Genomic DNA, 13,887 nt, shown 5'->3' with positions numbered 1-13,887 from the left:
TCGTGCGCCAGAGGTGGCGGCGCCGGCTCGCGCTTGTCTCGAGGCTCGCGGCTCTCAAGCCTCGAAGAAGGACGAGACCTCGCGCACGAAGAGCTCGGGCGCCGTGTCCATGGCGATGTGCTTCTGCTGCAGAAGCTCGACGATTTGGCTCGCGGGTAGCATCGACGCCAGCCGGGTCGAGGCCTCCCGCAAAAAGGTCGGGCTGTCCTGTCCGAGCAGCATGCGAATCGGCAGGCCGCTCACGACGAGCGGTGTGGGGTCGAAGCGATGGCGCTCGATGGCCGCCATTTCGCGCGCGATCGTAGGCGCTGCAGCAACGCGAGCCGGCCAGCTCGAATGCGATCGGAGCCGACCGATCTCGGCGTCGGACATCTGGACGATCTCGCGTAAGAAGCGAAGGACGAGAACCTCGCGATCACCGGTCTCGGCGAGCGCCAGATACTCCCGCATGAGCGGGCTCGCCTCCGCGACGGGAGCCGGCGGCACGAACGGCTCGTAGACCACGAGCTTCTTGGGACGCGGCGAGCCCTCGCGGGTGACGAGCCGCGACGACGCTTCGAGCGCCACCACGCCCCCAAAGGAGTGTCCCAGCAGAAAGACGTCTTCGCCGATGGCGTCGACGAGAGCCATCACGTCCTCGGCCTCGCGAGCGATGGAGTACGCACTGGAGTCGCCGCTCGCTCCCCGACCGCGCCGGTCCATCGCGAACAGCGTGTACTTGGCGCTCAGACGAGAGCGAACGGTGGTCCATCGGGTCGCGTCGCCAGCGATGCCGTGAATCACCACGAGTGGAGGCCCTTCCCCACTACGCTGCGCCACGATCGAGGTGCCATCGGTGGAGAGGACGGGAAAGGCGGTGATGCGGGACGACGACGCAGTGGGCGTGGACACGCTCGAAGAACACCGCATCCCTCGCGCGGCGGCAAGGCCCCGTCCGTAGGCTTTCGAGCCCGGCCAAACGAGACAAGGCGAGACCAAATCAAACTTTGAATCACAGAATCGCCATCACCAAACCAAACGAACGACAAACGGCGACGGGCGACCGCGTCGCTTCCGATGTCCGCGCCACGCTCTCCGTTTCGCCACGGAACGCCATGTACCCTGCCCTAGAAAGCGTGTCGCACCGACGTTGTCGACGTTCAGAATCGAGACGGCGAAGCGCCATGACGAAAGTGCGATCGCCACTCGCACTCGTCTCGAACAATTCAAACACTCGAAATTGTCACTACGACCTTCGAGAGCTATGACCGAAGGGTGCCATTCATCGAACGAGCGCCGCTCCGCACGATGCGCGCCTCCGCGACTGCCGTCGCCATCGTACTCGGCGTGGCCGCATGCAATCACGACATCACGACGCCGCTCCCTCCCGGCGTGCAGCCAATCGGCGAAGACGGCACCACGCCTCCCGACGCTCGTGACGGCGATCCCTACCCGGAAGACATGCACCTCGAGGGGCGATCACGCGACGACCTCACCATCGCGGTCGGCAACGGCTTCGTCCACGGCGACCTCGCCACCGTGTGGAAGGCCTTTTCGACGCCCGAAGTGGTGGCGGACCGAGGGGCCGACGAGCTCTCGTTCCGACGCGACACCGAGCCGGCGTACCAGGTGAGCTTCGTCGTCCACAACGTCGTGCACGACGTCATCACCGTGTCTTGGGACGTGACCTGGCGCGAAATCGCCTCCAAAGGCACGCGCGAGGCGCCCGAAGAAGTACGCGTGCGCTGGCAGAAGACCGAGGGGACGGGTTTCATCGACACGTACGAGGGCTCGGTCGGACTCTTCCCCGTCGCGCCGAACGTCACGCGCGTCGAGCTCGTCCAGCGCATCGAGGCGCATGGCCAGACCGTGGACGAGACGCTGAGCGGGAGCCGTTCGCTCTACGACCGCGTCGTCGCGGCCGTCCACAAGACACCAGCGCCGTAACTAGGTGGCGTAGCGCCAGCGCACCTGACCGGTCTTCGGATCGAGCGCGACAAGCCAGCCTTCGTCGGCTCGGACGGCGACGACGATCGATTCCGGGAGCTGATGGATGCGCCAGGCACCGATGATCGTTCCCTTGCCGATCTCCGCGGTCCAACGAAGGTTGCCCGCGGTGTCGACGGCGCTGAGCATCGTTTTTGCGGCTCGACGATCGAGCGAATCCTGATGAACGACGAAGAGCACGTTGCCCTCGACGACGAGCGCCTTCGTCACTTCGTCGAACTCCGTGTCGGAGTTCACGAGGAATCCGGGCTCGAGGAACGTCTTCGAGCCGATGGTGCTCTCGGACTTCCCCGACACGCCGCGAATCGAGAGGAGCTTTCGACTCGGGCCTGCGAACTCGTAGGTTCGACCGTCGACCGTCTCGCTGTCGACCGTGCCCGCTTGGGTGCGGCCGAACGCTCGGGCTTCCGGCACCGACGCTGCAAACTGCGCTTCCGACGTCGTCACCTCGAGCGAGCGAAGATCGCGTTCCACGAGCGTGTGCTCGTGGGGATCCTTCTCACTGCGCTCTTCGCACCAGAGGCGGTCTGGACCGCCTGGGAGGCAGTCCTGCGTCTCGACGCGAATCGCTCGTGCGAGCAAGGTCCCTCGCGTAGCGTCCACGACGTCCACCCGCCCATGCGACGTGTCCGGACCGTCCTCACTTCCGTGGACGACCTCCTCGACGACGACGATCACTGGCGTGCCGTCCGCCGTCGTCATTCGATGCGCGGCCACCGGCGCGCCGAATCCGAGCTTGTCCCGTCGTAATTCGAAATAGTGCAGGAGAGGAAACGTCACGGCGGCGATGGCGGCGAGCACGACGACGAGTCCGCCCAGCCAGTACAGGTCGGAACGATCGTCCTCCGTCGCCATCGCCCCAAGGTTATCAGAGTCCGCCGCCATCGGCTCCCGCGTGCACGGAGCCGGCATCCGCGGCGTCCGCACACGTCGCCGTCGTCGCGTCGCATACGCGCCCCGGACATTGAGCGTTGGAGGTGCACCCGACACGACAATCGAACGTCTTGGGGTCACAGATCGGTGCGGCGCGCCCGCAATCGTCGTTGGCACGGCATTTCACGCACCTCCCCGTCGCCACGTGGCATCGCGGAGAGTTCTGGGAACAATCGCTGTCCGTCGTGCATTCCACACACTGCTTCTTCGTCGGCGAGCACACCCCCGAAGTGCAATCGGCCGTGGCTACGCAGCCGACGCACGCGCCATTCCCTTCGTCGCACGTGGTTCCCGCCGGACAATCGGACGGTGCGTGGCAGGCCGGGTGGCAGTCGTAGTCCGACGTCCAGCAAGCACCGGCCGTGCAGTCGGACCGCGCTGGGCGACATCCAAGACAGCGCCCCTCCAGGCACCGGCCCGCGGAGACCGGACAATCCTCGTCGCGTGCACATTCCACGCACCCGAGAGCATGGTCGCAAACGAGAAACGGTCCGCAATCGTCACGGCCGTTGACGCCGCAGAGCGCGCCCGTCGAAGCTTCTGCATCACCGCCGGCCTCGGCGTCCGCGTCGTCCGCGCCGGCATCGGTCGTCACCTCGTCGGCGCCCGCCGCGTCCAGCCCGCCGTCCTGCGTCCGCGAGTGATTCGGACCTTCGTAGCAACCACCTAGAAAAGCGACGAGCGCAGCGACGTAGACCTTCATGGCGCCGCGCTCAGCAACGGCCGTGCCTCGCCACCTCAGGACACGAAGCAGCGCGTTTCCGAGAGCGAACGTGACACGCGGAAGGCGCCCCTTGCCAGATTGGCGGTGACGGCGCGCGGACTCCTTCGCATGCGGGCCACTTTGGCGAGCCCTGCGGGAGCCACACGAAAGTTCCTCGGCGCGTGAGCGATCCGCGCCCTGGCACGTGCAGTGCTGTGCGAGCGAAGGAAGGATTCGAATCGGTCGAATCCGTCCTTCGTCCACTCCATGTACCACTTCGTGTTTCGACACGTGGCGGCGACTCTCGCCGCCGTGTTCCTCTTCCTCGCGCCTGCGATGGCGCGCGCGGCAAGCCTGGCGCTCGCGCCTGGATACTCCGGAAATCCGCCTTCCCTACCGCGCATTGGTGCAACTGAGGGCGCGCCGATTCTGGAGAAGCGCCCCGCGGGCTTCGAGCCCGAGGGCGTCAGTCGACAGGATTGTCTCGACGACCAGCGAATTCGTTTTCCGCTCGTCCTCGGCGATGCTGCCGCCGACGCGCGCTTCGAGGCCTGGGCAACGACGGGCACGGACTGCAGCGAAACCGCCACGCGGGAATCCGCGGCCCGAACGTGCTGGCGAGTCGCCGAGCACATTGCTTTGACGACGAATCCCATCGTCGACATTCCCGTTCGCGCCATCCTGTCGGGTGTCAGCCCGAACTCGGCGGCGGCGCCCGTGGCGACGGCGGACGTTTGCGGCAAAGTCGACCTGACGAACATCACCGTCCAGTTTCTCTATTTCGATCCGGGCGCCGTTTCGTCACCGACCGCAAAGCTGGCATTCACCATTCGCGCCGACACGATTGGCCCCCCAGCCCCGGCCGGCGTCGAAGCGCTCCCGGGCAACCAACGCCTTCGCGTCTCGTGGGGCACGATCGGCGACGGCGGGCTCGTCTCCTTGCGTGGGGTCGACGTCTATTGTGCCGAGCCCTCATCGAACGGAGATGGCGGCGGAGATGGCGGCGCCGATGCCTCGCCGAACCTTGGATGCGCAGCCTCGAGCCTCGCGGGCGGAGACGGCGGCGCGCGCATTCCCGACAACGCCTTCGACGAGAAGTTCCTTTGCAGCATGATCACCGGCAACACGGCCGGGCCGGTCATCGTCGACCGCATCGACGGACAACCGCTCGTCAACGGAACGAACTACGCCGTCGCGGTCGCCGCAACCGACGTCTTCGGCAACATCGGCCCGCTGTCCTCGGTCGTGTGCGCCATGCCCGAACAGACGTACGACTTCTGGACGGACTACAAAGAAGCCGGCGGCAGCGCGGGGGACGGCGGTTGTGCGGTCGGCTCCAGGGCGATGCCCGGGTCGTTCGGAATCTGCGGAGCGTCTGGAGGTCTCGCCGGACTCGCGGTCATGGTGCTTCGCCGTCGTTCGCGAGCCAGACGACGGATCCCCTGACGGGCGGAGCGTGCAATCCAACACGACGCACGGAGCAAGGTACGGCACGCCGCCGTGGTACGTTGAATGACATGAATCCGATTCCGGAGCTTACGGTCGACCTGAACGTTGCGCCGGAGAAGCGGTGGGAGCCGCTCGAATCGCGGAAGGACGTCGCGCGCGAGCTGCTCGCGTTCTACCTCCGCGATCTGGGCGGCGCAGAGCGTTTCGCGTCGATGATCGCCGACTACGGCGCGGCTTTCGTCGACGAGGAGTATCGCGCGGAGATGCGTGGCATCGCGCGGCTGCTCGACGTGCCCGAGCAGGACGTGCTGCTCGCCAACCTGTACTACGACGCGCTCAAGCTCGTGCTCGGCTCGAGCATGGGCTGCACGGCGTTCGCCGTCGACACGCCCCATGGCCCTCTGCATGCCCGCAACCTCGATTGGACGACGGCGAATGGTCGGCTCGCCGCCGAGACGATCCTCGTGAATTTCGTACGCGACGGCGCTCCGCTTTATCGCGTCGTCGGATGGCCCGGCTTCACCGCGTGTCTGAGCGGTGTTGCACCAGGTCGCTTCGCCGTCACGCTGAATGCGGTTCTCGGCGACGATCCTCCGGAGCTCGCGACGCCGGTGTCCTTTCTCCTCCGGCGCGCCCTCGAGACAGCCGAGGACTTCGACGCGGCGATCGCGCTCCTACGCGACACGCCCGTCGTGTCGGACAGTCTGCTTCTGGTGACCGGAACGAAGCGCGAGCAGATGGCCGTCATCGAGCGGGCGCCAAAGCGAGCGGCGGTGCGTGGTCCTTACGGTGGGTGGGTCCTCGTCACCAACGACTATCGGGCCCTTGCGGCCGAAGGCCACGAAGCAGGTCTTCGGTCGGCGCTCGGCGAGACCTCGTGCGGGCGCTTCGATCGCGCACGGGCGATGCTTCGTGAACGTACTCCCCACGATGCCGGAGCATGCATGGAGATCCTTCGCGACCGTGGCGTGAAGATGGCGATCACCGTCCAGCACATGGTGCTGTCGGCGGCGACGGGCCAGGTGATGATCGAGCTTCCGGCCTGACCGCTACGACGTCGAATCTCGCATGTCAGGCAAGCCCCGCGATCACTTCGGCGCTTTGTAGACGATTCCGTGGTCGTAGTCGGCCCAGTACACGCTCGTCGCGTCGACCGCGAGCGCCTCACAATGGTACGAGAACGTGTAGAGCGGAGTCGGCGTGCCAATTCCACCGGCCACCGGTGCCTTGGAGACCGTTCCCGATGCGTTCACGTAGTAGAGGCTCGTGCCGTCGGTCGCGAGCGTCGGACTCGTGGCGACCGAGACGAGCGTCTTCATGCCCGTACCATCGATCGAGGCGCCCACGATGCGATCGCTATTGCCTTTCTCCCACCAGAAGATGTGCGTGCCATCGCTCACCGGGAACGAGGGTCCCGTGAGCGGGCCGAGAATGGGCGCTGCGCCGGGGCCCGCTGTCAGCTTCTTGATCGTTCCGTCGGACTGATTGCCGTCGCTCTCGGCGACGAACACGGAGCCCGCCGCGAAGGCAACGCCGGACGGATAGAGCAGCGCCGGTGAGAGCTCCTCGGCGACGGTGACCGCATTGCCGTCGACCGGAACGGCCTTCACCTTCCCGCGGTTGAGGAATTCGGTCCAGTAGACCTTCGTGCCGTCGGTCGAGATCGAGTTGATGTTGCCCGTCGCAACGCCCGTTCCGACCTTCTTCGGCGTGGTTCCGGTGTGGGCCAGCTGATAGACGTCGCCGTTCTGATTCGCCCAGACGGCGTACGTCGCGTCGGCTCCGACGTACATCCCGGTCGACGGAAGCGTGGTCTTGGTGCCGGTCTTCGTATCGATCTTCTCCACTCCGTCGCCGTCGACCACGTAGACGTAGCCGCCGCCGACGGCCATGTGCCACGGGTAATCGAGCCCGGTGGCGAGCTGCACGGGGCCGCCGTCGCCCGTCCCCTCGGTATCGCCTCCATCGTCACCATGCGCTGCATCGGTGCTGGACGCGTCGTGCCCCGCGTCGGTGCGCGGTCCGCTCGGGCTGGTGTTCGACGAATCGGCCCCCGCTTCGAACGATCCCGGCGTGGTCGGATCACCGCAATCGTTCACGCACGCAGAGTGCTCGTCGCTCGAACACGCCACGAGTAAGCCATGAACGCCGGCCAGCGCCAGGCATGCGGTGATTGCGAAAGTGTGTCGAATGCGTGTGAGCTTCATGTTGCCTCTGAGAGCGACGAGCCGCGAGCGACGTCCGCGGAATCTCGGCCGTGCCCGGTGAGACTTCGACGATAGACGCGGCCCGCGCCATTGCCGATCCCCGCATTTGAGGGAATCCCCGGCAAAAGCCGGCCACGACTCGAATTCGTGCTTCGCCGGTGATCGCTTCTCGGGCCGCGCCGACACAGCGACATGCGAGACCGCATGTTTCGCCGCTGGGTTCCCTTCATGGTCGCAGCACTGACGGGTTCGGTCCCGTTCTTCCCCACGCTAACCTTGGCGAGCTCTTCGGAGAGCACGGGTTCGAGTACCACGGCCACTCCCTCTACGAGCCCGACGTTCGGACGCTCCTCCTCGCGCGCGTCGCGGGAGCTCCCCCGTCCACGGTCGATGCGCCGGTAAGCCTGGCCGATCTGACTCCGACGATCCTCGAGCTCGCGGGCGAGGCGTCGTCGAACAATCGATCGGCCACGAGCGAAGCCGATCCCGACGAATGTGACGATCTGAGCAGGCGCCTGCCTCGCGAGCGCGCCGCTCTCGCTGAAACGCTCGAGAGCTGGGAAAGCTGGGTCCGCCGACGCTGCGCCGCGCCCACGACTTGGTGCTAAGCTCGCGGCATGTCCCGCGACGAGCTCGTCCCGCCGCCACGCCCCGCCGGGGCACCGTCCGAGCCGCTCCCCCACCCGCAGGAGCCGAGCGAGGTAGGAGCGAAGGTCGCGCCGAAGCAGGCGGCCGAGTCCACGAAGCCCGCGGAGATCCCGCCGCACGTCGAGGCGCACCCCGAGATCTCGCCCGGACCGAAGATCTCGGCCACGCCGGATCGCGCTCTCGACTGAACGACCTTCTCTCTTGGGTGTCGCTCGCTCAGCCCGAGGAGGGCGCGAGCGTGGCGAGCACGGCGAGCAGCTCAGGAATGTCGACCGGCTTCGGAACGTGCGCCTGGAAACCTGCTCGGAGCAGACGTGTCCTGTCCTCCGTGCGCGCAAAGGCCGTCAGCGCCACGGCAGGCACGCGCCCGCCGCGGCTCTTCGGCCGCGAACGAATCCTCCGAATCAAGTCGAAGCCGTCCTGACCGGGCATTCCCACGTCGGAGAGGACGAGGTCTGGAGTGCTCTCGTCGAGCTTCGAGAGGGCCTCGGCCACCGAAGCCGTCTGGGTCACCGTGGCGCCGGCCTCGACCAGGATCTCTTGAACGAGCTGGCGCGCCTCGGCGTCGTCTTCCACCAGCAGAATGCGAACGCCGCCGAGCTCCGGCGCGAGCTCCTCTTCCTCGTCATCGCGCTCGTGATCGTTCGATGCACGATCGAAGCGCCTGGTCACCGCGATGGGCAGACTCACCCGAAAGCACGCGCCCTTGCCCGGGCCTTCGCTCTCCGCAGAGACGGTGCCCCCGTGCAGCTCGACGAGGTGCTTCACGATCGCGAGACCGAGGCCCAGACCTCCGTGACGTCGGGTTCGCCCCCCATCGGCCTGACGGAATCGCTCGAACACGAAGGGCAGGAATCCCTCGTCGATTCCCATTCCGGTGTCGCTCACCGAGATCTCGACGGTCGAATCGATACGCCGCACCGCGACATGCACGCGCCCACCGCGAGGAGTGAATTTCACGGCATTCGTCACGAGGTTCCAGACGACCTGCTGCAGTCGCGAAGGATCCGCGAGCACCGTGAGATCCGTATCGAGTGCCGACGTCAGAGTCACGCCCCTCGCGGCTGCCGCGGGCTGGACCACCTCGAGCGCCGCTTCGACCGTCCGTGCGACCTCCAAGGTCTGCACGGTGAGCGCCATCTTCCCACTCACGATGCGACTCACGTCGAGGAGGTCGTCGACCAACTGGGCCAGCGCTCGAGCGTTCCGCTCCACCGTATCGAGCACGATCGCTCTTCGGTCGTCGGCCAACTTCCGCATGCGCAAGAGCTGCAACCAGCCAATGACGCCCGAGAGCGGAGTCCGCAGCTCGTGGCTGACAGTCGCGAGGAATTCGTCTTTCAGACGATTCGCTTCCTCGGCTTGCGCGCGCAAGCTCGTTTCACGGGCGAGGAGCTCGGAGCGTTCCCGTTCGAGTGCTTCGCGCTGATCCTCCAAAAGCCTTCGCGCCGTGACATCGGTGCCCTGCACGAAGATGCCCGCGACCTTTCCACGCGCGTCGAAAAACGGCTGACAGACGACGTCGAGATAGACGTTCTCGAGACGTTGGCGCTTCCCACGCCGGAGAGCGATCTTCTGCTCGCGTCCCGTGAAGGGCTTGCCCGTCGCAAAAGGTGTATCGAGCGTCTCGGCGATGACGCGCGGGTCGACCTCCGGCAGCGCATCACGAACGCGCGCCCCCGCTATCGAGCGTGGTCCGACGAGCTGCGCGAACGCTTGATTGTGGATCTCGAGCACATGCTCCGGCCCGCGAAAGACGGCCACGAATCCCGGCGCTTGGTCGAACAGACTTCGCAAATGGCGCAGCTCGGCATCGAGCGTGACGTTGGCCTGTTGGACGGCAAAGGCGCGGCCGAGCAGCCACGCTTGGTCGCTGCCGAGGGTTCGGACGTTCGTCACGTCGACGGTGTGCTGGACGACGTAGGCGACCTTGCCTGTCTCATCGAGCAGCGGCGTATGCGTCGCACTCCAGAAGCGGTCTTCCGGCGGCTCGCCTGGAGCGCGTGCGATGCGATATCGAACCAGGGCGACGTGCTCCGCTTTGCCGGTCTTGAGCACGTTCTCGATCGAACTGCGGAGCAGACGCACGCTTTCGTTGTTCGGATCGGATGGATCGTTGGGAAAAACATCGAAGACGTTTCTACCCACGAGGTCTTCGAGCTTCGAGGCAGTGACGTCGAGATAGGCGCGATTGGCCGCGACGAAGCAGAGGTTCCCGTCGAGCACCATGTACGGGTTGGGGCTCCTCTCGAAGAGCTGGCGGTAATCCAGAGCCATCGGCATTTACGTTCGATGTCCCTTCGTAGTTGCACCGCGCGCTACAAAAGTAGCGCGATGGATCTCGAACGAAACCGTCAATGCATGTTTCGCACCGGCGCCCCGTCGCGTCGGCGGTCACGATGATTCGTGCATCCCGCAAGCTCTCCGGTTGGCAAGCGCGCCGCTCGCTGACCAGCGCGGCTCATTTCGTCTCGCTGTCGATCCGAGTCGAGCATGACGAGACGCCGTGCCCAATCGTGGATTTCCGCGGTGCGTCGCCGAAGGCGTCCTTCCGTAAATGCAGAAACGCCGCAGCCCCGTGCGGACCCGCGGCGCCCGCTTACGTTCGGCTCACGCTCCGCTCATCGAACGTATTGCCGTTGCCCCGGTCGGTCGCTTGGGCGTCAGGGAATCGTCTTCTTCGATAGCCGCCTCGGCATCGGGTCCATCTTGCTGACGGCCCGAGCTCGAGGTCGTACTTTGATCGCGTGGGGAGCCTCGTCGAGGTCCGCCTTGTTGCGCTCGGGATGAGCATGCGCTCGATCGAAGCTGTGGTCGCGGCGGCGAAGCGAGTGCGCTGGCTACGTGCAGACCTCTTCGACGGTCGCGAGCATGCGAGCTGGACTGAAGTGCGAGCGTGAGGTCCCGAAGCCGGTAGGGATGAGTCTTCGAGCTTCGCGGCTGCCGCGGTTTCGGGACGCCCCGCCCCGCCCTCGTCCTCGAGAGGGGCAGCGTGACTATCGCACCTATTCGCCGGGGCCGAGCTCGTTCCTCGACGGGGCGGCTCCAACCAGTTCGGTGTCGGACCTCGCCGGGGCGTCATAGTTGCGGCTCAACCCCGAATCCGCGTGTTTCGCCACACACACGCCCAATGCACAAATAACGAATAGCGGCACGCACTTCAAAATCATACCAAAGAAATAACGAACCCTTCATTGTTATCATCATTGCTTTATCAAGCACAGAAACATCGATTCTGCGCGATACTAAAAATCGGGAGATCGAGATCGGTGCTCTTGGCGTGTGATGCGATCCAACGCAGAGCGCATTGAAGTTGTACGGACAGGCCGTTGCCCGATTCCCCGGCGGGCCTGAAGGCGCCGCACGCACGCGCGCACTGCGACAACGGCCCGGCGGAGCTCGACTCGGCGAGCGCGCGGCGAAGAAAAACCAATAGCGAGTGAACGATTCGTCCGCGGGCGGTGACCCAACAGCACATCCCAGCACGCTTCAAGGAGGTCACCATGAAACGCTTCTCTCCCGCGCTCGGCTTCGTGACGATGTTGCTCGCCTCCTGTTCGAGCACGACCGACACCTCCGACCAACCCGCGACCGACACGCCCGCGGAAGCCGGCTCGCCCCCCACAGGCAGCAGCGGTACAGGCAGCGAATCGGCATCCGCCGCGATTGGCGCGCGCGCCGAATCGCTACGCTCGGAGCTCATCGACATGCGTCGTGAAATCCATCGTCATCCCGAGCTCTCCGGCCAGGAGGTGCAGACCGCCGCGCTCATCGAAGCACGTCTCCGAGCGCAGGGCCTCGAGGTCCGAACCGGCGTCGGAGGGCACGGCGTCGTCGGCGTCTTGCGCGGCGGTCGGCCCGGCCCGGTCGTGGCGTACCGCGCAGACATGGATGCGATGCCGAACCAGGAGCCGCCGGGTCGCGCGTATGGCTCCACGGTACCGAACGTTTTCCACGTTTGTGGTCACGATCTGCATAGCACCATCGGAGTCGGCGTTGCGACCGCGCTCGCTTCGATGCGCGACCAGCTGCAAGGCACGGCGGTCTTCCTCTTCCAACCTGCAGAGGAGACCGTCGAAGGTGCTGCAGCGATGCTCCGTGACGGCGCGCTCGACGGCCTCGACCCGCAGGTCATCTATGGTCTGCACTCCTTCCCGAACCACGTCGGTACCGTCTTCGCGCAAGGGACTGCGCTCGCCGGATTCGACAATTTCACCATCACGCTCGACACGGAACACTCCACGCCCGAGATGGAGAACAAGCTCAAAGCCGATCTCGCCCCGATCGGCACCATCGCCCCCCCGGAGACAGGAGACGACATCGCGAAGTTCGTGGCCGATCTTCAGGACCCGAACGGTCCTTACGACGAGACCGTCTTCCTGCGGGTGTCGTCGTCGACGGTCGACGATCGGCTCGTCCTTCGCGGATCGTTGAAGGCCTCCGACGACAGCGCGTACGAGCGCATCCGTGATGCCGTGCGCGAGGCCGTCGCGCGCGAGGTCCCCGAGGGTACCTATGAGCTCGCGTTCCGCGACGGCGGCCCCTTCCCCGCCATGCGCAGCGACAACCAGGTCGCCGATCGGACGGCCGCGACGCTCGCTCACGTCGTGGGGAAGGAGAACGTGCTCTCGATGCACGGTACCGTGCCCTACGCGAGCGAGGACTTCGCCTTCTTCCTCCAACGAACACCGGGCGTCATGGTCCTCCTCGGTGTCGAGAATCGCGAAAAAGGCTTCTCCGGATTTCCGCATTTCCCGGATTTCGACGCGGACGAAGACGCGATTGTCATCGGCACCAAGGCGATGAGCACCGTGATCTGGGACCACCTTTCGAAGCAATAATTCCGCGGAGAGAGGAAAAAAAGACCGGCATGCGCGTGGGCCGCGCCGAGGGACGCTGACGTTCGACGGGACGTAGCGGCGCCGAACGTCAGTGTCCTGGTGCGAGAAACGAGTCGCGGCTCAGCCGCCGCCCTTCCGACCCGGATTGCCGGGGGAGGTACCCGGACCGTCGTTCACCGGTGGATTTCCCGGCGGCTGCGGGTCGAGGCCGTTACCGACCCCGTTGTTTCCCTTCTGCTCACATTGGCCGTTCTTGAGGTGATAGCCCTTTTCGCACTTGCTGCAGACGCACGAGACCTTGCCTTCCCCTTGCGTCGTGCAGACATATCCCTGCTCACAGTTGCCCTCCGTCGGCGCTCCGCCGCTGCTCGACTCCGCGGGAGGCACGCCAGGGTTTTCCCCACCGGACGTCGGCGCTCCGCCGCTGCTCGACTCCGTGGGAGGCCCTCCGGAACTTTCGCCGCCGTTGGTCGGCGGCGTGTCAACGGAGCCCGGGTCCTCGTTGCCGCTCGGATTCCCCGAGCTGCTCGATGCCCCCGGAGGGGTCGACGGAGGCCACTTGCCGAGGTCGACCGTCGGACCAGGGCACGGGAACCCTTGCCCGCTGGCTCCGTTCGATTGCGGAAGCGTCCTCACCCCGACATCACTCACATGCCCGCAAAGGTACGTGACGGGGAGGCTGGTACCAAACTGCCCCTGAGCGTCACAAGTCGTCGACTGACCATGCGCGATGGTGGCGTCGCTGCACTGAAACCCCTGTTGTGTGCCGTCTGCCGAGCTCCCGCAGCCCATCGCAAAACCCGTCGCGCCGACGATGCAGACCATGACCCATGAGAGTGAACGGTGCATGTGTGGAGTCCCCCTTTTGCCGTTCTCTCGAAGCAAGCGACAGACCATCGAGCGACGCGTCTCGTGCGCACTCCGCCTCTCCAGCGAAGCGCTCTCCGCCTCAATCATCGTCGCGGGATTGAGCGCGCATCGCGCCTTCGTCCGTCGGCGTCCTCCCAACGAGCTATCGATGCCGCTCTCACTCTCGCGCGTAATGAACCGAACGGCCCGACTGGTCATCGGACAAGCCATGCGTCAGGCGAGAGCATCGCGTTTGGCGCAGCACCCGGTG

11 protein-coding genes are annotated in these 13,887 nt (G+C 65.8%); 5 read left to right on the top strand and 6 right to left on the bottom strand.

Annotated elements, in window-relative coordinates; all coding sequences use genetic code 11:
• Window positions 1-54: 54 nt before the first annotated feature.
• The gene (locus AKJ09_RS36745; RefSeq protein ID WP_169928158.1) at window positions 55-891 is read right to left on the bottom strand and encodes an alpha/beta fold hydrolase; all 837 of its coding nucleotides are present in this window, start codon (window positions 889-891) and stop codon (window positions 55-57) included.
• A 363-nt stretch (window positions 892-1,254) separates the two neighbouring features.
• On the opposite strand from AKJ09_RS36745, the gene AKJ09_RS36740 reads away from it, so the two are divergent.
• A complete protein-coding gene (locus tag AKJ09_RS36740) occupies window positions 1,255-1,926 on the top strand; it encodes a hypothetical protein (protein WP_146652508.1) in 672 nt (223 codons plus the stop codon).
• Here AKJ09_RS36740 and AKJ09_RS36735 read toward each other — a convergent pair whose 3' ends face one another.
• Window positions 1,927-2,841 (bottom strand): PQQ-binding-like beta-propeller repeat protein, encoded by a 915-nt coding sequence (locus AKJ09_RS36735; RefSeq protein ID WP_146652507.1) that lies wholly within the window; start codon window positions 2,839-2,841, stop codon window positions 1,927-1,929.
• A 13-nt stretch (window positions 2,842-2,854) separates the two neighbouring features.
• Window positions 2,855-3,622 (bottom strand): hypothetical protein, encoded by a 768-nt coding sequence (locus AKJ09_RS36730; RefSeq protein WP_146652506.1) that lies wholly within the window; start codon window positions 3,620-3,622, stop codon window positions 2,855-2,857.
• A gap of 291 nt (window positions 3,623-3,913) precedes the next feature.
• Here AKJ09_RS36730 and AKJ09_RS36725 point away from each other — a divergent pair, with 291 nt between their 5' ends.
• Both AKJ09_RS36725 and AKJ09_RS36720 read left to right on the top strand, forming a co-directional pair.
• Window positions 3,914-5,068 (top strand): hypothetical protein, encoded by a 1,155-nt coding sequence (locus AKJ09_RS36725; protein WP_146652505.1) that lies wholly within the window; start codon window positions 3,914-3,916, stop codon window positions 5,066-5,068.
• A gap of 71 nt (window positions 5,069-5,139) precedes the next feature.
• Window positions 5,140-6,117, top strand: coding sequence for a C45 family autoproteolytic acyltransferase/hydrolase (locus AKJ09_RS36720; RefSeq protein ID WP_146652504.1), 978 nt, complete (start codon window positions 5,140-5,142; stop codon window positions 6,115-6,117).
• A gap of 42 nt (window positions 6,118-6,159) precedes the next feature.
• Here the strand turns inward: AKJ09_RS36720 and AKJ09_RS36715 are convergent, their stop codons facing one another.
• Entirely contained in the window at window positions 6,160-7,278 is a 1,119-nt protein-coding gene (locus AKJ09_RS36715; protein ID WP_146652503.1) for an NHL repeat-containing protein, read from the bottom strand.
• Window positions 7,279-7,895: 617 nt separating this feature from the next.
• On the opposite strand from AKJ09_RS36715, the gene AKJ09_RS36710 reads away from it, so the two are divergent.
• The gene (locus AKJ09_RS36710; protein ID WP_146652502.1) at window positions 7,896-8,114 is read left to right on the top strand and encodes a hypothetical protein; all 219 of its coding nucleotides are present in this window, start codon (window positions 7,896-7,898) and stop codon (window positions 8,112-8,114) included.
• 28 nt (window positions 8,115-8,142) lie between these two features.
• Here the strand turns inward: AKJ09_RS36710 and AKJ09_RS36705 are convergent, their stop codons facing one another.
• A complete protein-coding gene (locus tag AKJ09_RS36705; RefSeq protein ID WP_146652501.1) occupies window positions 8,143-10,209 on the bottom strand; it encodes a PAS domain-containing hybrid sensor histidine kinase/response regulator in 2,067 nt (688 codons plus the stop codon).
• Window positions 10,210-11,429: 1,220 nt separating this feature from the next.
• Here AKJ09_RS36705 and AKJ09_RS36700 point away from each other — a divergent pair.
• Window positions 11,430-12,767, top strand: coding sequence for a M20 metallopeptidase family protein (locus tag AKJ09_RS36700; RefSeq protein WP_146652500.1), 1,338 nt, complete (start codon window positions 11,430-11,432; stop codon window positions 12,765-12,767).
• Between the two features lie 120 nt (window positions 12,768-12,887).
• Here AKJ09_RS36700 and AKJ09_RS36695 read toward each other — a convergent pair whose 3' ends face one another.
• Window positions 12,888-13,616: a hypothetical protein gene (locus AKJ09_RS36695; protein WP_146652499.1), complete on the bottom strand. Its 729-nt coding sequence runs from the start codon at window positions 13,614-13,616 to the stop codon at window positions 12,888-12,890.
• Window positions 13,617-13,887: the final 271 nt, after the last annotated feature.

Source organism: Labilithrix luteola (genome assembly GCF_001263205.1).
In the GTDB taxonomy this organism is placed as follows: domain Bacteria; phylum Myxococcota_A; class Polyangia; order Polyangiales; family Polyangiaceae; genus Labilithrix; species Labilithrix luteola.
Note: the sequence above shows the minus strand (reverse complement) of the source record. Positions and strands in the feature narration are given on the sequence as shown.